The organism is Amycolatopsis sp. CB00013 (assembly GCF_001905755.1).
GTDB lineage: Bacteria > Actinomycetota > Actinomycetes > Mycobacteriales > Pseudonocardiaceae > Amycolatopsis > Amycolatopsis japonica.
Window position 1 is genome coordinate 164,676 of record NZ_LIWC01000007.1, and the last position, 23,485, is coordinate 188,160.

At 69.5% G+C, this 23,485-nt stretch carries 18 protein-coding genes and 1 riboswitch; of the genes, 14 read left to right on the forward strand and 4 right to left on the reverse strand.

Annotated elements, in window-relative coordinates; all coding sequences use genetic code 11:
* Window positions 1–227: 227 nt before the first annotated feature.
* From AMK34_RS43320 to AMK34_RS37690, 10 genes are all read left to right on the forward strand, one after another.
* The gene (locus AMK34_RS43320; protein ID WP_073848521.1) at window positions 228–422 is read left to right on the forward strand and encodes a hypothetical protein; all 195 of its coding nucleotides are present in this window, start codon (window positions 228–230) and stop codon (window positions 420–422) included.
* 261 nt (window positions 423–683) lie between these two features.
* Entirely contained in the window at window positions 684–3,845 is a 3,162-nt protein-coding gene (ileS, locus tag AMK34_RS37650) for an isoleucine--tRNA ligase (RefSeq protein WP_038510454.1), read from the forward strand.
* A gap of 214 nt (window positions 3,846–4,059) precedes the next feature.
* The gene (locus AMK34_RS37655; RefSeq protein WP_073848522.1) at window positions 4,060–5,661 is read left to right on the forward strand and encodes a penicillin-binding transpeptidase domain-containing protein; all 1,602 of its coding nucleotides are present in this window, start codon (window positions 4,060–4,062) and stop codon (window positions 5,659–5,661) included.
* A 43-nt stretch (window positions 5,662–5,704) separates the two neighbouring features.
* Complete coding sequence (locus AMK34_RS37660; protein WP_037344921.1) at window positions 5,705–6,388, forward strand: ArsR/SmtB family transcription factor; 684 nt, start codon at window positions 5,705–5,707, stop codon at window positions 6,386–6,388.
* A 112-nt stretch (window positions 6,389–6,500) separates the two neighbouring features.
* Entirely contained in the window at window positions 6,501–7,979 is a 1,479-nt protein-coding gene (locus tag AMK34_RS37665) for a potassium/proton antiporter (protein ID WP_073848523.1), read from the forward strand.
* A gap of 131 nt (window positions 7,980–8,110) precedes the next feature.
* The gene (locus tag AMK34_RS37670; RefSeq protein WP_073848524.1) at window positions 8,111–8,794 is read left to right on the forward strand and encodes a M23 family metallopeptidase; all 684 of its coding nucleotides are present in this window, start codon (window positions 8,111–8,113) and stop codon (window positions 8,792–8,794) included.
* 128 nt (window positions 8,795–8,922) lie between these two features.
* Window positions 8,923–9,037: riboswitch (SAM riboswitch) on the forward strand.
* A gap of 32 nt (window positions 9,038–9,069) precedes the next feature.
* Entirely contained in the window at window positions 9,070–10,413 is a 1,344-nt protein-coding gene (locus AMK34_RS37675) for an aminotransferase class V-fold PLP-dependent enzyme (protein ID WP_038510469.1), read from the forward strand.
* Between the two features lie 19 nt (window positions 10,414–10,432).
* On the forward strand, window positions 10,433–11,020 hold the full coding sequence (locus tag AMK34_RS37680) for a hypothetical protein (RefSeq protein WP_073848525.1): 588 nt from the start codon (window positions 10,433–10,435) through the stop codon (window positions 11,018–11,020).
* A gap of 24 nt (window positions 11,021–11,044) precedes the next feature.
* The gene (gene lspA / locus AMK34_RS37685; protein WP_037344928.1) at window positions 11,045–11,608 is read left to right on the forward strand and encodes a signal peptidase II; all 564 of its coding nucleotides are present in this window, start codon (window positions 11,045–11,047) and stop codon (window positions 11,606–11,608) included.
* Window positions 11,605–12,531, forward strand: coding sequence for an RluA family pseudouridine synthase (locus AMK34_RS37690; protein ID WP_038510474.1), 927 nt, complete (start codon window positions 11,605–11,607; stop codon window positions 12,529–12,531). Before lspA ends, AMK34_RS37690 begins: the two co-directional genes overlap by 4 nt.
* A 317-nt stretch (window positions 12,532–12,848) precedes the next feature.
* Here the strand turns inward: AMK34_RS37690 and AMK34_RS37695 are convergent, their stop codons facing one another.
* Window positions 12,849–13,835, reverse strand: coding sequence for an AsnC family protein (locus AMK34_RS37695; protein ID WP_073848526.1), 987 nt, complete (start codon window positions 13,833–13,835; stop codon window positions 12,849–12,851).
* Window positions 13,836–13,960: 125 nt separating this feature from the next.
* On the opposite strand from AMK34_RS37695, the gene AMK34_RS37700 reads away from it, so the two are divergent.
* The 4 genes from AMK34_RS37700 to AMK34_RS37715 all read left to right on the forward strand — a co-directional run bounded on the left by AMK34_RS37700 (window position 13,961) and on the right by AMK34_RS37715 (window position 19,773).
* A complete protein-coding gene (locus AMK34_RS37700) occupies window positions 13,961–17,272 on the forward strand; it encodes a DUF885 domain-containing protein (protein WP_073848527.1) in 3,312 nt (1,103 codons plus the stop codon).
* 80 nt (window positions 17,273–17,352) lie between these two features.
* The gene (locus AMK34_RS37705; RefSeq protein ID WP_038510482.1) at window positions 17,353–18,393 is read left to right on the forward strand and encodes an LLM class F420-dependent oxidoreductase; all 1,041 of its coding nucleotides are present in this window, start codon (window positions 17,353–17,355) and stop codon (window positions 18,391–18,393) included.
* Between the two features lie 204 nt (window positions 18,394–18,597).
* Complete coding sequence (locus AMK34_RS37710) at window positions 18,598–19,554, forward strand: Ppx/GppA phosphatase family protein (RefSeq protein ID WP_038510484.1); 957 nt, start codon at window positions 18,598–18,600, stop codon at window positions 19,552–19,554.
* Window positions 19,555–19,593: 39 nt separating this feature from the next.
* The gene (locus AMK34_RS37715; protein ID WP_038510487.1) at window positions 19,594–19,773 is read left to right on the forward strand and encodes a hypothetical protein; all 180 of its coding nucleotides are present in this window, start codon (window positions 19,594–19,596) and stop codon (window positions 19,771–19,773) included.
* Between the two features lie 6 nt (window positions 19,774–19,779).
* On the opposite strand, the gene AMK34_RS37720 is transcribed toward AMK34_RS37715, so the two are convergent.
* From AMK34_RS37720 to AMK34_RS37730, 3 genes are read right to left on the reverse strand one after another with little or no spacing between them, the layout of a single operon-like run.
* Window positions 19,780–22,080 carry a glycoside hydrolase family 65 protein gene (locus AMK34_RS37720; protein ID WP_143202759.1) on the reverse strand — a complete coding sequence of 767 codons (2,301 nt, stop codon included), beginning with the start codon at window positions 22,078–22,080 and terminating at the stop codon, window positions 19,780–19,782.
* A 56-nt stretch (window positions 22,081–22,136) separates the two neighbouring features.
* The gene (locus AMK34_RS37725; protein ID WP_073848529.1) at window positions 22,137–22,871 is read right to left on the reverse strand and encodes an HAD family hydrolase; all 735 of its coding nucleotides are present in this window, start codon (window positions 22,869–22,871) and stop codon (window positions 22,137–22,139) included.
* A 44-nt stretch (window positions 22,872–22,915) separates the two neighbouring features.
* Window positions 22,916–23,473 carry a TetR/AcrR family transcriptional regulator gene (locus AMK34_RS37730; RefSeq protein WP_241832948.1) on the reverse strand — a complete coding sequence of 186 codons (558 nt, stop codon included), beginning with the start codon at window positions 23,471–23,473 and terminating at the stop codon, window positions 22,916–22,918.
* Between the last annotated feature and the right edge of the window lie 12 nt (window positions 23,474–23,485).

Consider the following 23,485-nt stretch of genomic DNA (forward strand, 5'->3'; position numbering starts at 1 on the left):
CGACCTACACGCTCCCGCTTTCAGAAGCGGCGGATCTGTCGCGCCATGTTCCAGGCAGCACGCGCGACAGCAAAAAAATCAGTGACGACGAGGACTGATCAGGTGCTCGACCGAACCGGCGTCCAGTCAGGCCTGAAACCAATGCGACTGCAGGCAAGGGACTTCGGGATCGGCGAAGTGCGGGCCATGGCCGCGTTCGCCGGCTCGCCGCCGACTCCGACGACGAGTTGCGCACCGAGGCCGAGCGGATCCTCGCCGATCCCGTCACGCCGTGGGAGGACTGCGGCAGCCGGGAGATCGACGGGCCCGCGAATCCTCATGGACTCGGTGACGGCAGGCGCGGAGCTGGGCAGCGAAAGGGGAGTTTCGCGATCAGGGCCGTCCACGCCCGAGGCGTCGGCCTGGTGCCGATGACCGGGTGACAACCCGGTTGCCCCGCGCGCTACCCTTGAATCAACTGGCACCGATCCGGCCATCACCGGGGAGCCTCCGGAAGAACAGGGCCCACACCCTCAGTAGAACCGGACGGGTACGGCCCGTCACAGCCGTCGAATGAGCGGCCCAGCCGGAACACCAACCGGCCGGGCAAGCGGGGTGGTACCGCGGAACGCGCCGGAAACGGCCGTCTCGTCCCCGTGTGGGTGAAAGCCCGTACGAGAGACGAACCGCGAGGAGCACCGAAGATGTATCCCAAGGCACAGCTGGACGGCGAGACCGGCGTCCCGTCCCAGCCTTCGTTCCCCGAGTCGGAAAAGCGCGTCCTCGCGTACTGGGAAGCCGATCGGACCTTCCAGGCGTCGATCGACGCCCGCGACCCCGGCGTCAACGGTTCGAACGAGTACGTCTTCTACGACGGTCCGCCGTTCGCCAACGGTCTCCCGCACTACGGTCACCTGCTCACCGGGTACGTGAAGGACCTGGTGCCGCGTTACCAGACCATGAAGGGCAAGCGCGTCGAGCGCCGCTTCGGCTGGGACACCCACGGTCTGCCCGCCGAACTCGAGGCCATGCGCCAGCTCGGGATCACCGAGAAGTCCGAGATCGACGCGATGGGCATCGACGTCTTCAACGAGGCGTGCCGCGAGTCCGTGCTGCGCTACACCGGCGAATGGCAGGATTACGTCACCCGCCAGGCCCGCTGGGTCGACTTCGACAACGACTACAAGACGCTCGACCTGTCCTACATGGAGTCGGTCATCTGGGCGTTCAAACAGCTGTGGGACAAGGGCCTGGTCTACGAGGGCTACCGCGTCCTGCCCTACTGCTGGCGCGATGAGACCCCGCTGTCCAACCACGAGCTGCGGATGGACGACGACGTCTACGCCAGCCGCCAGGACCCGGCCGTAACGGTCGGTTTCCGCTTGGAGGGCAACGACAACGAGCTCGACGGCACCTACCTGCTGATCTGGACCACGACACCGTGGACGCTGCCGTCCAACCTCGCGACCGCGGTCCACCCCGACGTGCGTTACGTCGTGGTGGAAAGCGAAGGCAAGCGGTTCCTGCTCGCCGAAGCGCGCGTCGCCTCGTACGCCCGCGAGCTCGGCGAAGAGCCGACCGTCGTCGGGCACTACACCGGCACCGAGCTGCTCGGAACCCGTTACGCCCCACCGTTCCCGTACTTCGCCGGGCACGAGAACGCGCACCGCGTGCTCTCCGCGGACTACGTCACCACCGAGGACGGCACCGGTGTCGTCCACATCGCGCCCGCCTACGGTGAAGAGGACAAGGTCGTCACCGACGCTGCCGGCATCGTCCCGGTCACCCCGGTGGACGCGCAGGGCAAGTTCGACGCGACCGTCTCGGACTACGCGGGCCAGCAGGTCTTCGACGCCAACCCGAACATCATCAAGGACCTCAAGAACGGCACCGGTTCCGCCGCCCGTCAGGGCGCGGTGCTGCTGCGCCACGAGACCTACGAGCACCCGTACCCGCACTGCTGGCGCTGCCGGAACCCGCTGATCTACCGCGCAGTCTCGTCTTGGTTCGTCGCGGTGACCGAGTTCAAGGACCGGATGGTCGAGCTGAACCAGCAGATCACCTGGTACCCGGAGAACGTCAAGGACGGCCAGTTCGGCAAGTGGCTGGAGAACGCCCGCGACTGGTCGGTCTCCCGCAACCGGTACTTCGGCACGCCGATCCCGGTGTGGCAGTCGGACGACCCGGCGTACCCGCGCACGGACGTCTACGGCTCCCTCGACGAGCTCGAGCGCGACTTCGGCGTGCGCCTGGAAAACCTGCACCGGCCGTTCATCGACGAGCTGACCCGGCCCAACCCGGACGACCCGACCGGGAAGTCCACCATGCGCCGGATCGAGGACGTGTTCGACGTCTGGTTCGATTCGGGTTCGATGCCGTACGCGCAGGTGCACTACCCGTTCGAGAACACCGAGTGGTTCGAGCACCACTACCCGGGCGACTTCATCGTCGAGTACATCGGGCAGACGCGCGGCTGGTTCTACCTGCTGCACGTGCTGGCGACCGCGTTGTTCGACCGGCCGGCGTTCCGCACCTGCATCTCGCACGGGATCGTGCTCGGCTCGGACGGCCAGAAGATGTCCAAGTCGCTGCGCAACTACCCGGACGTCAACGAGGTCTTCGACCGTGACGGCTCCGACGCGATGCGCTGGTACCTGATGGCGAGCCCGATCCTGCGCGGCGGGAACCTGGTCGTCACCGACAAGGGCATCCGCGACGCCGTCCGCCAGGCCGTGCTGCCGCTGTGGAACTCGTACTACTTCCTCGCGCTCTACGCGAACGCCGAGGGCGTGGAAGGCAAGTGGCGCACGGATTCGAAGCACATCCTCGACCGGTATGTGCTGGCGAAGACGCACGAACTGGTGACCGACGTCGAGCACGCGCTCGACACCTACGACGTCGCCGGTGCCTGCTCGACCGTCCGCGACTTCCTCGAGGTGCTGACGAACTGGTACGTGCGGCGGTCGCGCGACCGGTTCTGGGCGGGCGAGCAGGACGCGATCGACACCCTGCACACTGTGCTGGAGGTGACCTCGCGGGTGGTGGCGCCGCTGCTGCCGCTGACCACGGAGGTCGTCTGGCGCGGGCTGACCGGCGGCCGTTCGGTGCATCTGGCCGACTGGCCGAACGCGCTCGACCTGCCCGCCGACGCGGCGCTGGTGACGGCGATGGACCGGGTGCGCCAGGTGGCGTCTTCGGCGCTCTCGCTGCGGAAGTCGAACAAGCTGCGGGTGCGGCTGCCGCTGGCCAAGCTGGTCGTCGCCGCGCACGAGGCGGACTCGCTGCGCGACTTCACCGACATCCTGCGCGACGAGGTCAACGTCAAATCCGTCGAGCTGACCACGGACGTCGCCGCGCACGGCGGTTTCGAGGTCGCGGTGAACGCCCGTGCCGCCGGACCGCGGCTGGGCAAGGACGTCCAGACGGTGATCAAGGCCGTCAAGGCCGGTGAGTGGACGACGTCCGAGAGCGGCGCCGTCGTGGCGGCCGGGATCGAGCTCGTCGAAGGCGAGTACGACCGCCGTCTGGTCGCCAAGGGCGGCGGCGCGGCCGCGGAACTGCCGGGCGGGGCCGGACTGGTGCTGCTCGACACCGAGGTGACCGACGAGCTGGCGGCCGAGGGCCTGGCCCGCGACCTGGTGCGGGTCGTGCAGCAGGCCCGCCGTGACGCCGGGCTCGACGTCGCCGACCGCATCGCGCTGACGGTGGACGCGCCGGAGGACGTGGTCACGGCCGCGAAGACGCACGAGGAGTTCATCGCTTCGGAGACGCTGGCGACTTCGGTGGCGTACGGCGCCGTCGCCGACGGCTCGGCCGGGACGGTCGGTGAGGGCACGAAGGTGACCGTGGCGGTCACCAAGGCCTGACCCTCGCGAGCGCTATGAAAGGTCCTTTCCTTGCAAAATTTGCGAGGAAAGGACCTTTCATTGCATTCCGGGGCGGGGTCTCGATCACCGGGATCACGAAACGGATTCGGAACCGTCGCTTTCTCGCCGTCGCCCCGCCTTGCGCGGGGGAAATCGGCAGGCTGGCGCCCGGGGGCGCGCGAGGGTGCGCGCCGTATGGGGGGAGAGCGAATCCATGAGTCCTGCCCGGAAAAGAGGGATCCTGATCGGCGCCGCGCTGGCGGTGGTCGCCATCGTGGTGGCCGCGGTGGTGCTGCTGGTCAGGGAGGATCGGGCGCCGGCGGCCTCCGGCGGTGGCCAGGGGGATTCCACCGAGAGCGCGCAGGAGAGCCCGGCGCAGGTCGCCGGCCGGTTCCTGCGGTTGTTCGACATGGGCGACCTGAACACCGCCCCGGTCGATGATCCGGCGGCGGCCACGACGGCCCTGTCCGGGACGCGCGCGGCGCTCAACGGGGCGTCGGTCAGGACGTCCCTCGGCGAGGTCCCGACGACGCCGGGCAACGCGACCACGACGTCGGCCACGTTCCACGTCGCGTGGACGTTCGCGGGCAACAGCGTCTGGAAGTACGAGGGCAAGCTCGAACTGGTGCGCAACGCCGGGAAATGGGTGGTCCGCTGGGCGATGTCGGTGATCCATCCGAAGCTCGAAGCCGGGCAGAGGCTTTCCGTCGCCCCCGTTTCGGCCAAGCCGGTCGTGGCCGACCGCGACGGCAAGGCGCTTGTCGGCGGTGACGCGACGGGGGTCGCGCCGATCCTGCAGGGAGCGTTGTCCAAGGTCGCCTCCGGGGAGAGCAGCGGCGCCGGAGCGACCGTCACCGTGTCGCGCGTCGACGTCTCCGGCAAACCGGTCGAGACGCTCTTCGGGCAGGCCGCCGAGACCGATAAGCCGCTGGTTTCGACCTTGAGCGTGGCGTCCCAGAACGCCGCTCAGAAGGCCGTCGACGGCTTCGGGGGACCGGCGATCATCGTCGCGATGAAGACCTCGGGCGAACTCCTGGCGGTCGCGCAGAACGGCGCCGCCGGGAACCAGCCGAAGGCGCTCAACGGCCTGTACTCGCCGGGTTCGGCCTTCAAGATCGCCACGGCGACCGCGGCGCTGCAGCAGGGTGGCGTCTCCGCCGACTCCCAGGTGGCGTGCCCGGGCAGTGAGCAGATCGGGACCCGCACGCTCAAGAACGACAACGGGTTCGACCTGGGGACCGTCTCGTTGAAGACGGCGTTCGCCGCGTCGTGCAACACGACCTTCGGACGGCTCGCCGGGCAGTTGCCCGCGGACGGCCTCGCGAAGGCGGCGACGCAGCTCGGCCTCAACGCCGACTTCGAAATCCCGGGCCTGTCGACGGAGGCCGGGAAGGTGGAGCCGTCGGGCAGCGGTGACGAGCAGGTCGAGGCCGGGATCGGCCAGGGCAGGGTGCAGGTCAGCCCGCTGGGCGCGGCGCTCATGGCCGCGACGGTCGCGACGGGAAAGCCGGTCGTGCCGAAGCTGTGGCAGGGGCTGGAGACCAAGGTCAACGCCGGGTACCAGGCTCCGCCTGCCGGGGTGCTGAACCAGGTCCGCGCGATGATGCGCGAGGTCTGCACGACGGGGACCGCGAAAGCGTTGAAGGGCAGCGGAGCCGTCTTCGGCAAGACGGGTACGGCGCAGTTCGGCTCGGGCGCCGACGCCAACGGCTGGTTCGTCGGCTATCGCGGTGACGTCGCCTTCGCCGTCATGCTCGAAGGGTCCAACGACTCCAAGCCCGCGGTCCAGCTGGCGGCGAAGTTCCTGGCGGGCTGACGCTTCGGCCGCCGCCGAACCGTGCGTCTTCTACGGTGAAGGCATGGAAACGATCGCACTGGCCGAGGTCGCGGCCGTGCTCGCCGATCCGAGCCGCGCGTCGATGTGTCTCGCGCTGCTCGACGGGCGCGCCTGGACGGTGACCGAGCTGGCGGGTGCGGCCGAGGTGGCCGCGTCGACGGCGAGCGAGCACGTGACGAAGCTGACCGATGCCGGTTTCGTCGTGCGGGTCAAGCAGGGGAGGCACAGTTACGTCCGGATAGCCGACCCCCGGGTGGCCGAGCTGATCGAGCATTTGGCCCAGCACGCCGAACACCGGCCGGTGAAGGGACTGCGGTCTTCCGTGCGGGTGAAGCGGCTCGAATTCGCCAGGACCTGCTACGACCACCTCGCCGGGACGGTCGGTGTCGCGCTGCGGGACGGGATGCTCGCCACCGGGCTGATCGACGACGCCGGCGGTTTGACGCTGACCGGGCGCGGGCGCGAGGTGCTCGACACGCTGGGGGTGGAGATCGACGGCGGCCGCCGCCCGATGCTGCGCGACTGTCTGGATTGGACAGTGCGCCGTGATCATTTGGCGGGCCGGGTCGCCGCGGCGTTACTGTCTCACGGAGTGAGCGCCGGCTGGTTGTCCCGTGAGGGCAACCGCGCGGTGAAAGTCCTTCCCGCGGCGGAAGAACCGTTCGCGGAACTCGGTGTCGACCTGGTGGCCCTGCGCAGTCCGTAGTGGACAGTCTGTAACACAGGTTATCCGGACGCTTTTCGACCGGTACACGAACGTGTGACGATCACCGCCTCACTATTCTGGAGCCCTCACGGCGACCGGAACGGGAGGCGACATGGAGCAGCTCCCGCTCATCCTCGGCACCGGTGGTGCGGTGCTCCTCGTCGCCGTCATCGCCGTCCGGGTGTCGATCCGCGTCGGCCTTCCCTCGCTGCTGCTGTACCTGGGGATGGGTGTCCTGCTCGGCGAAGCCGGGTTCGGCATCCAGTACGACAACCCCGAGCTCACCCAGTCGCTCGGCCTCGCCGCGCTGGTGATGATCCTGTCCGAAGGTGGCCTCACCACCCGGTGGACGGCCGTGAAACCCTCGCTGGGCATCGGAATCGCACTGTCCACAGTGGCCGTCGCGGTGAGTATCGCGGTCACCGGCGCGGCTTTGCACTGGTTGCTGGGCCTGGACTGGCGGATGGCGTTGCTGTGGGGCGCGGTCCTCGCTTCGACCGACGCCGCCGCGGTCTTCTCCGTGCTGAGATCGGCGGGCATCGGGAAGCGGCTCGTGGGCGCGCTGGAGATCGAGTCCGGGATCAACGACGCCCCGGCCTACATCGCGGTCGTCGTCCTCGCCGAGGGTGCGACCGTCGACTGGTCGCTCCCGCTGCTGGTGGTCTACGAACTCGCCGCCGGGTTGGTGATCGGCCTGGCCTTCGGCTGGGGCGGGGCGTTCGCGCTGCGCCGGGCGGCGCTGCCCGCCACCGGTCTGTACCCGCTGGCCACCGTCGCGGTGTGCGTCGTGGCGTACTCGAGCGGGCAGCTCGCCCACGCGTCGGGCCTGCTCGCCACTTACGTCGCGGCCCTGGTGCTGGGGAATTCGAAGCTGCCGCACCGGTCGGACACGCTTTCCTTCGCCGAAGGGCTCGGCTGGCTCGCGCAGATCGGCCTGTTCGTGCTTCTCGGCCTGTTCGCCTCGCCGGGCAGGATCTTCGAGAGCCTGGTCCAGGGCCTGGTCGCGGGAGCGGTCGTGTTGCTGCTGGCGCGCCCGTTGTCGGTGCTCCTGTCGGCGCTGCCGTTCAAGATCCCCTGGCGAGAACAGGTGTTCCTGTCGTGGGCCGGGTTGCGCGGTGCGGTCCCGATCGTGCTCGCGCTGATCCCGCTGTCGTCCGGGGTGCCCGGCGCGCAGGAGCTGGTCGACGCGGTGTTCGTGCTGGTCATCGTGCTGACGCTGCTCCAAGGGGCGACGTTGACCCCGCTCGCGCGAGCGCTCGGGCTGGCCCAGCACGCCGAAGCGCACGAGATCGACGTCGACTCCGCGCCGCTCGACGAGATGGGCGCGGAACTCCTGCAGGTCCGGATCAACACCGGGTCGAAGATGCACGGCGTCTACCTGGCCGAGCTGCGCCTGCCGGTGGGGGCGACGATCAGCCTCCTCGTCCGCGACGGCACCGGCTTCACGCCGAACAAGAACACGCGGCTTCAGGAACGCGACCAGTTACTCGTCGTGACCACCTCCGAAGCCCGTGACGCGGCCGAACGACGCCTGCGGGCCGTCGACCGCGCGGGCCGTCTGGCCAGGTGGAAGGGCGAATCCGGCCAGTAGGTCACGAACCGGCACCAGCTGTTCGTCGGTTGATCTCAGAAAATTCTTCCCTTCTGTACTCCTTTTGGATTACTTTCCCCGCAATCGACTCCATCGAATGGGTGAGTGTCACGGGGTAAGGAGTACGCAAGGTGACGAAACTTCCTGCGCGGTTCGCCGGTCTGGGGGCCTCGGTGGCACTCGTCGGGGTGGTTCTCGCCGCCCCGACGGCCACGGCGGCCGGTGCCTTTCCCGCGTTCGGGCTGCCCTTCGAGACGGGCCAATCGGTCTACTCGGCGGGGATCCACTCGGACAACGGGAACTCCGGCGTGAAGAACGCCATCGACTTCAGCCCCGGCGACAGGACCGTTCGCGCCCCGCTGGCGGGCACTGTCCGGATCCAGCACTGCTCCGGCGGCGACTGGGTGACCGTCGACCACGACGGCGGCTGGCGCACCGGGTACTACCACATGGAGAACATTTCGGTCACCGACGGACAGAAGGTCGTCCCCGGCGACGCCCTCGGCCGGACCGGCAACGCGCTGCCCTGCGGTGGCAGCAGCACCGGCGCCCACGTGCACTTCACCTTGTGGACCCTGCCCACGGCCGCCGCGCAGGGTGGCGACTCGCGCGACTTCGGGGTCGGCGCCGGCAACTGGAACGGCAAGTCCTACGACGAGGTCTCGACCACGGTCGCCGAGGCCTACGGCGAGGCGGTCGACGGCAAGACCTTCGGCGGCTGGCAGTTCACCGCGGGCACCGATCAGTACTCGGGTACCGCGACCGAGGTCTCCTCCCGCGCGACCATCGGACTGCCCGGCCGTTTCCGGGTCTGACCTGCCGTTGCCCGGCGCGGCGCGGCGCCGGGCAACGGCTCTTCCCGCTTGCGGAGTACGTGAGCGGCGTCTCAAGATGCGGACGAGGGCTGGCTCGATCGCCCGCCCATCCGCTAACTTCGTCCGTAGGTCACGAGTGTCAGCGTCAAGCCCCGGCTAGCTGACCGGCAACCCTCCTTCCGCGGTGGGGTGCCCCGGGTGAGGACCTGGCTCGTCGCGTGGTGCGACGGGCAAGCGCGGGATCCTCGTCGGGTCCCCTGGCCCGGAGGATGATGATGACTCTCGCTCTCGAACGCACCGGCACCCCTGCTGAAACCGTTGCCACGCAAGAAATCCCGACGGTCGCGGGTGCCGGTCTGCGGGTTCCGCTGGTCACCGGCGGCGACATCGGTTATGCCAACCTCGATCACGCGGCGAGCGCCCCCTGCCTGGACAAGGTGCGGGCCGCGGTCGACGAGTTCCTGCCCTGGTACGCCAGCGTGCACCGCGGGGCCGGGTTCGCCTCGCAGGTCTCCACCAAGCTCTACGAGCGCACCCGCGGAATCCTGCGAAACTTCGTCGACGCTCGATCGACCGACACCGTCGTGTTCACCCGCAACACCACCGATTCCTTCAACCTTCTCGCCCGCAGCCTGCCGAAGCACACGTCGGTCGTCGTGTTCGACACCGAGCACCACGCCGCGCTGCTGCCGTGGAAGGGGCCGAACGTTCGCCGGATCGAGACGCCGCGCACCCGCCTCGCCGCGGTGTCCGCTGTGGACGAAGCGCTCGCGGACTGCCCGCAGGGGCCGCGGCTGGTCGTGCTCACCGGCGCGTCCAACGTGACCGGGGAACTGTTGCCGGTCAAGGAGATCGCGGCCGTCGCGCGGCGGCACGGCGCCCGGATCGCGCTCGACGCGGCGCAGCTCGCGCCGCACCGGAAGATCTCGGTGCGCGAACTGGACGTCGACTACGTCGCGCTGTCGGGCCACAAGCTGTACGCGCCTTTCGGTGCCGGCGCGCTGATCGGCCGCGCCGATTGGCTGCGCGCGGCCCAGCCGTACCTCGCCGGCGGCGGAGCGACGAAGCTCGTCAGCCGTGACTCCGTGGTCTGGAATTCCGGACCTGAGCGGCACGAAGCCGGTTCCCCCAACACTGTCGGCGTCTACGCGCTCGGTGTCGCCTGCGAGACGCTGGCCGCGAACTGGGACGGCGTCGTCGCCCACGAAGAGGAACTGCTGGCGCGGCTGCGTCGCGGTCTCGCCGCCATCCCCGGCTTCGCCGAACTGCGGCTGTTCGACGCGCCGGTCGACCGCGTCGGCACGCTCAGCTTCGTCGTCGACGGCTTCGACCCTGGCTGGCTCGCCGCGGTCCTTTCCGCGGAGTACGGCATCGGCGTGCGGGACGGCGCGTTCTGCGCGCACGTGGCGACCAAACGGCTGATCGCCGTCGCCGGTTCGACGGGCCAGCAGGCCGTGCGCGTGAGCCTCGGCCTGGGCAGCACCACCGAACACGTGGACCGGATCGTCCTGGCGTTGCGCCAGATCGTCGCCCGTGGCGCCCGCTGGCAGTACGAGAAGCCGGAAGGCCGCTGGGTGCCGGAAAACGATCCGCGCGAACTGCCCCCGTTCTGCGCCTGACCCACTACCCTCACCCCGCATGGGGAACGAGCGACCGCGTTACTGGTTTCCGCTGGCGCTGCTGGGATTCGCCCAGCTGGCCGTGGTGGCCCTGTCCGTCGGCACGCGCCGGTCCGAAGGGTGGTTCGCCTACGTGCCCAACGGGGACGGCGGCATGTTCGGCTCCGTCCAGAACGCGGGGACGCCCCTGACCGCGGTTTCGTCCGGGGCCATCGGCAGGATGGACAACTGGCTGTTCGCCGTGTTCGCGGTCTACCTCGGCACGGTGCTGTTCTACGCCCTTCGGACGAAGACCATGCCGTGGTGGAAGGTCGCCGCGATCGCGGTCGGCGGACTGGTCGCCATCGCGCTGGCCGACCTGGTCGGCCACTGGGAATTCGATCTCGACGGCGACACCCGGAGCGCGATCCTGCTGACGATCGGCCTGGTGCTGCTGGCCTGGCTGGAACGCAGCGTGCTGGTGCTCGTCGTGGCGGCGGCGTTCGTGGTCTGCGCGGTCGTGCCGCCGCAAGGACAGCTCGCGCTGGTGCTGTCGTCGCTGGTCGCGCTCGCCGGGGCGTTCGCGGCCCTGCTGAGCAGGCCGAAGGCGGCCGCCGAGGAGGCCTGAACCCGCTCAGTGGACAATGGGGGAGTGAGTACAGAGCCCGAAACCGCGCCACCATCGCCGCCGCTGCCCAAGAAGCGCGTCGCCGTGGTGTTCGTCGTCGCCGCGGTGCTGTGGGGGATCGACCTCCTCACCAAGCAGATCGCCGTGTCCACGCTCGAGGGCAAGCAGCCGGTCGAGTTCCTCGGCGGGCTCGTGTACTTCCAGCTGGTGCGCAACCCCGGTGCCGCCTTCTCGATGGCGACCGGGCTGACCTGGGTGCTCGCGCTGGTCGCGATCGCCGTCGTGATCGCCATCGTCTGGCTGTCGCGGCGGCTGCGCTCGGTCGGCTGGGCGATCGGCCTCGGCCTGGTGCTGGCCGGAGCGCTCGGCAACCTGACCGACCGCATCTTCCGTGCCCCCGGCCCGCTGCAGGGGCACGTGGTCGACATGATCTCCGCCTTCGCGCCGAACGGGCAGGGCTGGGCGATCTTCAACGTCGCCGACTCCGCGATCTGCGTCGGCGGCGTGCTCATCGTGATCCTTTCCTTGCTGGGCAAGGACTACGACGGAACATCCACAAAGGACAAGAAGAAGGCGGCGACCGAATGAGCGCGCGCATGCTGCCCGTCCCCGACGGGCTCGACGGAATGCGCGTCGACGCGGGGCTGGCGAAGCTGCTGGGACTTTCCCGCACCGTCGTGGCGGAACTGGCCGAATCCGGCGAGATCCACCTCGACGGCAAGCCCGCCGGGAAGTCGGACCGGCTGACCGCCGGCGGACTGCTCGAAGTGACCCTGCCCGACCCGGCTTCGGCCGTCGAGGTCGTCGCGGAACCCGTCGAGGGCATGAAGATCCTGCACGACGATGACGACATCGTGGTGATCTCGAAGCCGGTCGGCGTCGCCGTACACCCGAGCCCCGGCTGGACCGGGCCGACCGTCGTCGGCGGGCTCGCCGCCGCCGGGCTGCGGATCGCGACCTCCGGCGCGGCCGAACGCCAGGGTGTCGTGCACCGGCTGGACGCCGGGACCACCGGCGTGATGGTCGTCGCGAAGAGCGAGCACGCGTACACCGTGCTGAAGCGGGCGTTCAAGGAACGCACCGTCGACAAGGGCTACCACGCCATCGTGCAGGGCCACCCGGACCCGACGCGCGGCACCATCGACGCGCCGATCGACCGGCACCCCCGGCACGACTACAAGTTCGCCGTCGTCCAGGGCGGGCGGCCCAGCGTCACGCACTACGAGGTCGTCGAGGCCTTCCGTGCCGCGTCACTGGCCCAGATCAAGCTGGAGACCGGCCGCACGCACCAGATCCGCGTGCACTTCTCGGCGCTCAAGCATCCGTGCGTCGGCGACCTGACCTACGGCGCCGACCCCGTGCTGGCGCGCAAGCTCGGGCTTTCGCGGCAGTGGCTGCACGCGAAGACGCTCGGCTTCGCGCACCCGGCCGACGGGCGCTGGGTCGAGTTCGAGTCGGAGTACCCGGACGACCTGGCGAACGCGCTGCGGATCCTGCAGGACGAGAACTAGCCCCTTTCCGCATTTAGTCCTCTGAATGCGGGCGGGTACGTGAAGGACCCCTTCATTGCGTCTAGCGCAGTGAAGGGGTCCTTCACGTACTTGTGAGGCGACAGAATCGGTGCCGGATGTCATGAAAGGGCCGTTCAGGACGAAATGTGTCCTGAACGGCCCTTTCATGACATCCGGGCAGCTGCGAAGGCCGAGTCCGCTTGTCCGTGAAGGCCTCCTTGAGGGACCCAGAGTCCCTCAAGGGGGCCTTCACTGCCGTTGCCTCGCCGTGACCTGAAGAGCCGCATTTAGTCCTCTGAATGCGGAAAGGGGGCGCGCTAGTCCTCGATCGACCAGGTCAGCGTGCGCTCGTCGGGTTCCGGCCGCGGCGACCAGCGCACGGCGACCACGCGGGTGGCGTCCGGCAGCACGTAGACGGTGTGCCCGCCGAGGGTCTCGCCGGGCCGGACGCCGATCTTGTGCGGCGGCCGCGACGTCAGGGAGACCGGAGCCTTCGCGATCGGCTTGCCGTCCGCGGTGAGCAGTTCGAGGTAGTTGTCCGGAAGCGACACGAACGGGATGTTCCCGCGGTTGGTGATCTCGGTGTGCACCACGACCGACCGTTCCCCGGCCTCCAGTGAGTAGCCCGCCGCGCTGAACAGGTAGTCCGCCGGGTCCTGGACCTCGAGCAACTGGACCGTGAGCTGCTCGCCCTCCAGGCCCTGGGTCTCCATCACGTCGCCGGTCCGGCCCTTCTTGCCCTCCGGGGCGGCCTGCGGGGTGACCTGCTGTTCGTCGCCGCGCGCCCAGGACGCGGTCTGGGGCACACCCCAGGTGCTCATCACCGGGTCGGCGGGCGCCGTCGGCGGCGGGGCGAACTGCTGCTGCGGCGGAGCGGGCGGACGCGGCGGTGGCTGCGGCGGCGCCATCGGCTGGCGCAGCGGGGCCGACGGCGGACCGGGGTAGCGGCCCGAAGGCGTGCCGTGCACGTTGTACGCGCCCGAAGGCGTCCCCTGGACGTTGTACGGCCCCGAGGGAGTGCCCTGGATGTTGTGCGGCCCGGAGTGCCCCGGCGGACGCTGGGGTTGTTGAGGGGGCTGCTGGGCCCAGGAGGGCGGCGAGCCGGCGATGGCGGAGCGTAGCCCGTTCGGGTCGCTCTCCACGCCCACGAGCAGGGGCAACCCGCTGCCCGAGAGGGCGACCAGGCGGTACGCGACCTCGCGCGGATCCATCCCGACCTTCGCCGCGAGTTCGTGTACGGCCGCCTTGCCCAGGTCCGCGAGGGCGGCGAGCAGGCGGATGTCCACGGGATCGGTCACGGCCACGTCGGGGAACGCTACCGTCTCGCCTCCGGCGCCGCGGGGAGAGGCCGCAAATCCCGGCTTCGGTAGTACTCGCTCTCCATTAGGGTCGGGGATACCGCCTCCAACGACCACTGGGGAAAGAAAACATGAGCGAAGTCTCCGCCCTCGCCGACGAGTTCGTCGAAGCCCTCTTCGACGCCGAGCCGGTCATGCCCGCTTTGCAGGGCTTCCGTCCGGAATCGACCGGGCTCACCGATCTCAGCGAGGCCGCGGGGGACGCTTTCCGCGCGCGGCTGGCCGGGCTTGCCGAGCGGGCCGAGGCACTCGCCACCGACGGTTTGAGCGCGGAGGAGAAGACCACCCGTGACGTCCTGATCGCGATGGCGCGGGCGAGGATCGCCCTGCTGGACTCGCGGTTCGTCGAGTTCACCATCAGCGACCTGTTCATCTCGCCCGCCGCCGAGGTGCTCACCGTGCTGCCGATGATGTCGGTCGGCACGGACGCGCAGGCGGAGGCCCATCTCGGGCGGATCGCCGCGATCCCGGAGTACCTGCGGCAGGCCGCGCAGCGGCACCGGGACGGCGTCGCCCGCGGCCTGGTCCCGGTCGCGTACCTGGTCGACGCCGCCGTCGCGTACCTCGACCGCCACCTCGCCGAGCCCTCGGCCGATCCGCTGCTGCGCCAGCCCGCGCCGAACGAGGACTTCGAGACCCGCCGCGCCGACCTGCTGCGCGACACCGTCCGTCCCGCGATCGCCGAGTACCGGGAGGTGCTGGCGAAGGAGATCGCGCCGCACGGCCGTCCCGAGGACAAGCCCGGCGTCTGCTGGCTGCCCGACGGCGAGCGCCTCTACGCCCTGCTCGCCGAGATGCACACCACGACCGTCCGCACCCCGCGTGAGCTGCACCAGACCGGTCTCGACGTGATCGCGGGCCTCGCCGGCGAGTACCGCGAGTACGGCTCCCGGGTGTTCGGCACCAGCGACCTCCAGGAGATCTTCACCAAGCTCCGCACCGACCCGGACCTGCGCTGGTCCAGCGCAGACGAGATGCTCGACTCGGCCCGCGCGGCCATCACCAGGGCCGAGGCCGAGGCGCCGAACTGGTTCGGCCGGATCCCGCCGCAGCCGTGGACGGTCGAGGCGGTCCCCGCCGAATCCGCGCCCGGCGCGCCCGCCGCGTACTACATGTGGCCCGCGGTCGACGGCTCCCGCCCCGGCATCTACTTCGCCAACACCCACAAGGCGGAGGAGCGGTTCCGGCACGCGGCCGAGGCGACGGCCTTCCACGAGGCCATCCCCGGCCACCACTTCCAGCTGAGCCTCGCGCAGGGGCTCACCGAGCTCCCGTTGCTGCGCCGCATCGGCGACTTCACCGCGTACGCCGAGGGCTGGGGCCTGTACACCGAGCGCCTCGCCGACGAGATGGGCCTGTACTCCGACGACATCGCGAAGCTCGGCATGCTGACCATGGACTCGATGCGCGCCGGACGGCTGGTCGTCGACACCGGGTTGCACGCGCTGGGCTGGAGCCGCCGCCAGGCCATCGACTTCCTCACCGAGAACACGCCGATGGCGCTCGTGGAGATCGAGTCCGAAGTGGACCGGTACATCGCCTTCCCCGGCCAGGCGCTGTCGTACATGGTGGGACGGCTGGAGATCCAGCGCATCCGCGCCGCGGCCGAGCTGACGCTGGGCAGCCGGTTCGACATCAAGGCGTTCCACGACGTCGTGCTCGGCGGCGGTTCGCTGCCGCTTTCGGTGCTGGACGGTGTGGTCCGCGACTGGGTGAAGGGCCTCGGCGACACCCCGAACGGCCTCGCCGAGGAGCTGATGGAACTCAAGTTCGAGGAGCTTCCGCTGTGGCGCTCCCTGCTCGGCCTCCCTGGCGACGAAGGCTCCTTGCCGGACCCGAGCGCGGAGGCGGCTGCCGCTCAGCGCGCGTCGGCGGTCGCCATCGCCGAGCGGGCCGAAGCCCTTGCCACCGAAGGACTTTCCCCGGCCGAGGCGGTCACCCGCGAGGTCGTGATCCAGCAGGCGAAGGCGATGGTCGACGTCATCGATTCGCGCGCCGCGGAGTTCTCGGTCAGCGACGGGCTGGCCTCGCCCGCGCTGTTCCTGCTCAACGAACTCGCGGTGCTGTCGCTGAACGACGAGGAGAAGGTCCGCGGTTACCTGAAGCGGCTGGAGGGCCTCGGCGCCTACCTGGACGCCCTGATCGTGCGCCAGCGCGCGGCCGCGGCCGACGGGCTGGTCCCGCCCGGCTTCCTCGTCGAAGGCGGGATCGCTTACGTGGAGCGCTATCTCGGCGACGAGGCGGGCGATCCGCTGGCGCTCACCGCGTCCGTTTCCGTGGAGGGCTACGAGACCGAACGGGACCGGTTGCTGGCCGAGGTCGTCCGGCCCGCCTACACCCGGTATCGCGACTTCCTCGCCACCGAGCTGCGTCCCGTGGCGAAGTCCGAAAAGGAGCCGGGTCTCTGCGCGCTTCCCGGCGGGCAGGAGAAGTACGCCGCGCTGATCCGGGCGCACACGTCCACCGAGCGCACGGCGCAGGATCTGCACGACACCGGCCTCGGCATGATCGCGAAACTGGCCGACCAGTATCGCGAGCTGGGCGAGAAGATCTTCGGTACCAAGGATCTCGACGAGATCTTCGAACGGCTGCGTACCGACCCGGCGCTGCGCTGGCGAGACGGCGACGAGCTGCTCACCGCCGCGCGTGATGCCATCCTGCGTGCCGAAGCCGTCGCGCCGGAGTGGTTCTCGACCGTTCCCGAGGAACGGTGCGAGGTCGAGCCGGTCCCGCCCGCGGAGGCACCCGGCGGCACGCTGGCGTACTACATCGAGGCGTCGCTCGACGGTTCGCGGCCGGGCACCTACTACGCGAACACCTACGAGGCCGAGCAGCGCCCGAAGCACACGAGCGAGGCGATCGCCTTCCACGAAGCCGTTCCGGGGCACCATTTCCAGATCTGCATCGCGCACAAGCTCAAGGGCCTGCCGATGTTGCGCGGACACGCCGACGTCAACGCCTACGTCGAAGGCTGGGGTCTCTACTCCGAGCGCCTCGCCGACGAGATGGGCCTGTACTCGAGCGACCTGACCAGGTTCGGCATGCTCACCCAGGATTCGATGCGCGCCGGGCGGCTGGTCGTCGACACCGGGATGCACGCGCTCGGCTGGAGCCGTCAGCAGGCCGTCGACTACCTGGCCGAGAACACGCCGATGGCCAGGGTGGAGATCGAGGCCGAGATCGACCGCTACGCCGCCGTTCCGGGGCAGGCGCTGTCGTACATGGTGGGACGGCTGGAGATCGAGCGGATCCGCGCCGAGGCCGAGGCCGCGCTCGGGGACCGGTTCGACATCAAGGGCTTCCATGAGGTCGTGCTGAGCAACGGCATCCTGCCGCTGCGGGTCCTGGACGACGTGGTGAAGGAGTGGGTGGCCGCGCAGTGAGCCGGAACACAGGCGAAGTGCGTGGTCCCGGCGCATACTGTCGCTAAGCGAGCGCTCAGTAACTTCACGAGGAGATGCGGATGAGGATCGGGACCGCGATCAGCTACGCCGGCGGGTTCGCCGAGAGCGTGGCCGACATCGTCGAGCTGGAGAAGGCCGGGCTGGACATCGTCTTCGTCCCCGAGGCCTATTCGTTCGACGCGGTCAGCCAGCTCGGCTACGTCGCGGCGAAGACCGATCGCGTCCAGATCGCGTCGGGCATCTTCCAGATCTACACGCGGACGCCGACGCTGACCGCGATGACCGCCGCCGGGCTCGACTTCGTGTCCGATGGCCGGTTCACGCTCGGCATCGGCGCCTCGGGTCCGCAGGTCATCGAGGGTTTCCACGGCGTGAAGTACGACGCTCCGCTCGGGCGCACGCGCGAGATCATCGACATCTGCCGTCAGGTGTGGCGGCGGGAGAAGGTGGTGCACTCCGGTACGCACTACTCGATCCCGCTGCCACCCGAGCAGGGCACGGGGCTCGGCAAACCGCTGAAGCTGATCAACCACCCGGTGCGCGAGCGGATCCCGATCCTGCTGGCGTCCATCGGCCCGAAGAACGTCGCGCTCACCGCCGAGCTCGCCGAGGGCTGGGAGCCGATCTTCTTCCACCCCGAGAAGGCCGCCGACGTCTGGGGCGCGTCCCTGGCCGAGGGCAAGGCGAAACGTGACCCGTCGCTGGGCGAGCTGGACACCTTCGTCGGCACAGCGCTGGCGATCGGTGACGACGTCGAAGGGATGCTGGACCACCTTCGCGGCATGCTGGCGCTCTACATCGGCGGTATGGGCGCGCGCGGCAAGAACTTCTACAACAGTCTCGCCCAGCGGTACGGCTACGAGGCCGAGGCGAAGCTCATCCAGGACCTTTACCTGGACGGAAAGAAGGAAGAAGCCGCCGCGGCGGTGCCGAAGGAACTGATCAGGGCGATCTCGCTGATCGGTCCCGAGGGTTACGTCAAGGAGCGGCTGGCCGCCTTCCGCGAGGCCGGTGCGACCACGCTGGTGGTCAACCCGCTGCTGCCCGGCCGAGAGGCCCGCGTGGCGCAGGTTTCGAAGCTGCGCGAACTCGTCGACTAGGCGCGCAGGGGGGAGGCGAACCTCTCACCTGTATCGATACGGTATACTTGACCTGCGCCGGTGTACCCCCTTCGTGGTCAAAAAACGGCCTCCCGGTGGAAAGAGAACGTGAATCACGCCTGAACGGCGGGGAAATCCGCCATTATCAGGAGTGAAAGCGAGACCTCGGGGGAATCCGTTCGCGACGAAGGTGAGGTGCCTCGCGTGCGCAAGCAGATCGGCGAGCCGTCCGCCGCGGTCCTGGACGTCGGGTCGTTCAGTGCACGGTTGGTCGTCCTGGCCAAGGGTGGTTCGCCACTCGACCCCGTGCTGAGCCACCAGACGCGGCTGCGGCTGGACCGGGAACTCGACGATGACGGGAACCTGACCCGGCGCGGCATCGACGCGGTCTCCTCCGCGGTCGAGGCCGGGATGACCATGGCCGCCAAGCACGGCGTCGAGGACGTTTACCCGCTCGCCACGTCGTCGATCCGCGACGCGGCCAACGTGAAGCAGGTCGTCTGCGATGTCGCGAAGGCGACCGGGGTCAAACTGCGCTTCCTCACCGGCCGCCGCGAGGCGGAGTTGGCTTACGTCGGCGCGCGCCGCTGGTACGGGGCTTCCGCCGGAAGGCTGCTCGTGCTCGACATCGGCGGCGGGACCGTCGAACTCGCCGCGGGGGACGCCGAGGAGGCCGGGTTCGCGCATTCGTTGCCGCTCGGCGCGCGCTCGCTGACCCGGGACTGGTTCAGCACCGAATGCCCGTCACCCAAGGTCGTGCGGGCGATGCGGGAACACGTGCTCGACGAGGTCAGCGACGCTATGCGGGACGTCCTGCCGCAGATCCGCGACCATCACGCCGTCGGCTGCTCCAAGGTGCTGCGGCAGCTCGCCCGGCTCGCCGGCGACCGGCCGTCCCGCTCCAGGGAACTGCACCTGGACGACCTCCGAGCGTGGATCCCGCGGCTGGCGAAGCTGCCCGCGAAACGCCGCGCCGAACTGCCGGGCATTTCGCGCCAGCGTTCGCATCAGGCGCTCGCGGGCGCGATCGTCGCCGAGGCGTTGCTGACGCTTTCGGGTGGTCAGGTCGCCATCTGCCCGTGGTCCACCAGGGACGGACTGCTGCTCGGCATGCTCGACGGGCTGGTCACGCTGGACGGCAAACCGGCGAAAGCCGCCTGAAGACTGGCGCATCCGGCCGCGAACGGGTACCCCGGACACATGAGGGAAAGCAAGAAGAGCTTCGGGCAGGACGACGAAGAAGACCTCGACGACCTCCGCGGGATCCAGCCGAAGACCGACGTGCCGAGCGCGCCGAACCGTGACGTCGGGCCGCACGGCACCAAGGAGGTCGACGACGTGCCGGGTGGCGGCGAGGCGCCGATCGAACCGCCGGACTGACGGGTATCACGCGTCCTTCGGTTGCCTCCTCGCCGGAGCGCGGCCCGCGGGCTGTGTCGGCGCCGGGCCCGGGTCGATCGCCGGGATCGGCAGCCGCACCGGTTCGTCGGTGACCGTGAACGTCTCGCCGTGGTGCGCCAGTTCCAGTGGTTCCCCGGTGATCACGTGGTAGGTCGCGCTCTCGCCGTCGATCTCGACCTGGAACCGGGTGCCGCGGAAGGTCAGCCGGAACGCGATCCGCCGCAGTTGTGGCGGCAGCCGCGGCGCGAAGGTCAGCCGCCCGCCGTGGTCACGCAGCCCGCCGAATCCGGCGACGGTGCCTTGCCACGCGCCGGCCAGCGAGGCAAGGTGCAGTCCGTTGCGGACGTTGTTGTGCACGTCGTGCAGGTCGGTGAGCGCCGCCTCGGCGAGGTAGTCGTAGGCCAGTTCGAGATGCCCGACCTCGGCCGCCACCACGGCCTGCGTTCCCGCGGACAGCGAGGAATCCCGCACGGTGATCGCCTCGTAGTAGGCGAAGTCGCGCGCTTTCTGTTCAGGGGTGAAGGAATCCCCGCACAGATGCAGCGCCAGCACCAGATCGGCCTGTTTGACCACCTGCTTGCGGTACAGGTCGAAGTACGGGAAGTTCAGCAGCAGCGGGTAGAAATCCAGGTCCGTGGCCGCGAAATCCCACTCGTCGTGCTCCAGGAACCCTTCGGACTGCGGATGCACGCCGAGGTCCTCGTCGTAGGGCACCAGCATCGCGTCGGCGGCCTTGCGCCACAACGCGACCTCGTCCTCGCCGACCTCGAACCGCCGGGCGATGTCGTCGTGCTGGCCGACGATTTCGGCGGCGTAGAACAGATTCCGGCGGGCCATCAGATTCGTGTAGACGTTGTTGTCCGCCACCGCGGAGTACTCGTCCGGCCCGGTGACCCCGTCGATCCGGAACCGGCCCCGCCGGTCGAAATGCCCCAGCGAAACCCACAACCGCGCGGTTTCCAGGAGCAGTTCGGCGCCGCAGGTCCGCATGAACTCGTCGTCGCCGGTGGCGTTGAGATACCGCACGACGGCGTCGGAGATGTCCGCGCTGACGTGGAACGCCGCCGTGCCCGCCGGCCAGTACGCCGAGCATTCCGCGCCGTTGATGGACCGCCAGGGGAACGCGGCCCCGCGTAAACCGAGCTGCGTAGCCCTTTCCCGCGCTTTGTCCAAAGTGGAGTGACGCCAGCGCAGGGCGTCGCGGGCGGCGTCCGGGATGCTGTAGGTGAGCACGGGCAGGACGAAGGTCTCGGTGTCCCAGAACGCGTGGCCGTCGTAGCCGGGGCCGGTCAAACCCTTGCCCGCCAACGCCCTCGTCTCACCGCGGGCCCCGGCCTGCAGGAGATGGAAGAGCGCGAACCGCACGGCCTGCTGCAGTTCCGGGTCGCCGTCGATCTCGATGTCCGAGGTCTCCCAGAAATCGTCGAGGAACTCCTTCTGTTCGGCGAGCAGTCCCTTCCAGCCGGTCTGCCGGGCCCCGGCCAGCGCGGCCTCGACCTGGGCGCGCACCGCGGGCACCGAACGCTGCGCGGACCAGCCGTAGGCGAGGAACTTGGTGATCCGCAGGCGGCCGCCCTTGGGCACGTCGACGGCGATGGTGAGCCGCGCGAGGTCGTCCTCGGCCTCGATATGCGTGCGCACGCCGTCGGAGACGTCGATCTTGTGGTCCATCGCGGCGGCCATCCGCAGCCCGGATCGCCGGGTCTGGTGCACCAGCACCGCGTGATACGCCTCCGCGTGGTGGTATTCGCCGACCAGCGGCGATTCGAGTGCCGCGGCGACCCGCGGATCGCGCGTGTCGGACTCGATCGGTTCGTTCGCCAGCAGATCCGACTGCACCACCAGCTGGAGATCGTCGTCGAGCGGTTCGACCTCGTACCGGATCGCGGCGACGGCGCGCTGGGTGAACGAGACCAGGCGCTCGGTCTTCACCCGGACGCGGCGTCCGGTCGGCGAGGACCAGACGGTGTCGCGCGCGAGGGTGCCCTTCCGGAAGTCGAGCACGCGGTCGTGTTCGGTGGCCTGGCCGTAGCGCATGTCGAGCGGTTCGTCCTCGACCAGCAGCCGGAGGATCTTGCCGTCGGTCACGTTGACGACGGTCTGGCCTTCTTCGGGGTAGCCGTAACCGGTTTCCGCGTACGGAAGGTCGTGCTGCTCGTAGAAACCGTTGAGATAGGTGCCCGGCAGGCCGCGCGGCTCCGCCTCCTCCAGTGTGCCGCGCAGGCCGATGTGCCCGTTGGACACCGCGAACGCCGATTCGGTGCGCTGCAACGCGTCGACGTCCATCCCGTGCCAGCGCAGCTCCCAGGGCGCGACCTCGTAGCCGCGGAAAAGCGCTTCGCTCACTTGTGGTCCTCCAGGAGTTCGGCGAGGTCGTCCACCACGACGTCGGCGCCGTGCGCGAGCAGCTCGCCCGCCTGGTGCGCGCGGTTCACCCCGACCACGTAACCGAAACCGCCGTCCTTGCCCGCCTGCACGCCCGCGAGCGCGTCCTCGAAGACGGCCGCGTTCGCCGGTGCGACATCGAACGCCTCGGCGCCGGCGAGAAAGGAGTCGGGCGCCGGTTTGCCGCGCAGGTTCTTCTCGGCGATCACGATCCCGTCGATCCGCGCTTCGACGAACTTGGTCAGGTCGGCGGCGTCGAGCACCTTGGCGCCGTTGGCCGACGAAGTGACGACGCCGATGCGCAGTCCCGCCGCCTTCGCCGCTTCCAGATACCGGACGGAACCGGGGTACGGCGTCACACCCTCCTCGTCGATGATCTTCAGCACCAGCTGGTTCTTCCGGTTCCCGACCCCGTTGACGGTGGCGGCGTCGATGTCGTCGTCGGGGTTGCCTTCGGGCAGTTCGATCCCGCGTGAGGTGAGGAAGGTGCGGACGCCGTCGGCCCTCGGCCTTCCGTCGACGTAGGCCGCGTAGTCGGTGTCGGTGAACGGCGAGAACGCGTCACCGTCGCGGGCGCGCAGGAACTCGTCGAACGTGCGCTTCCACGCCGCGCGATGCTGGGCCGCGGTTCCGGTCAGCACGCCGTCGAGGTCGAAGAGACAGGCCGTGATGGTGTCGGGCAGACCGATCATGCCTGGCAACGCTACCCGCGCTCGCCGGTGGGCGCTCGGCTTCGTCAGGCGGCACGGACCACGAGCGCGACGTGCCGCGCGGCCCTCTCCAGCGGTTCCGGCGACCGGTGGACCCGGCTGACCAGCAGGGCGCCTTCGAGGTTGTTCATGATGGCCGTCGCGACGTCTTCGGGATCCTCGACGTCGCCGAGCAGCTCGACGAGTAGCTTGTGCCAGGCGGCGAACGCGTCCTGGCACGCCTTGGTGATCGCGGGGGAGGCGTGCGCCATCTCCAGCGTGATCGTGGCGAGCGGGCAGCCACCGCGGTAGTCGTCGGCGGCCAGTGCTTCACCCGCCTTGCGATACCACCAGGCCACGGCGTCTTCGACCGTCTCGTTGCGCTCGAAGGCTCGGCGGACCGTCTTCGCCACGACGGCGGTGCCGAGTTCGATCGCGGCGACCGCGAGTTGCTCCTTGCCGCCGGGGAAGTGGTGGTATGCCGACCCCCACGGCGTGCCCGCCTGCTCGACCAGCCGCCGCCACGAAGTCGCCTGGTAGCCCTCACGGCGGAAGAGCGTCATCGCGGTCGAGATCATCCGCTCGCGGGTGGTGGTGTCGGACACGTGTCCAGCATA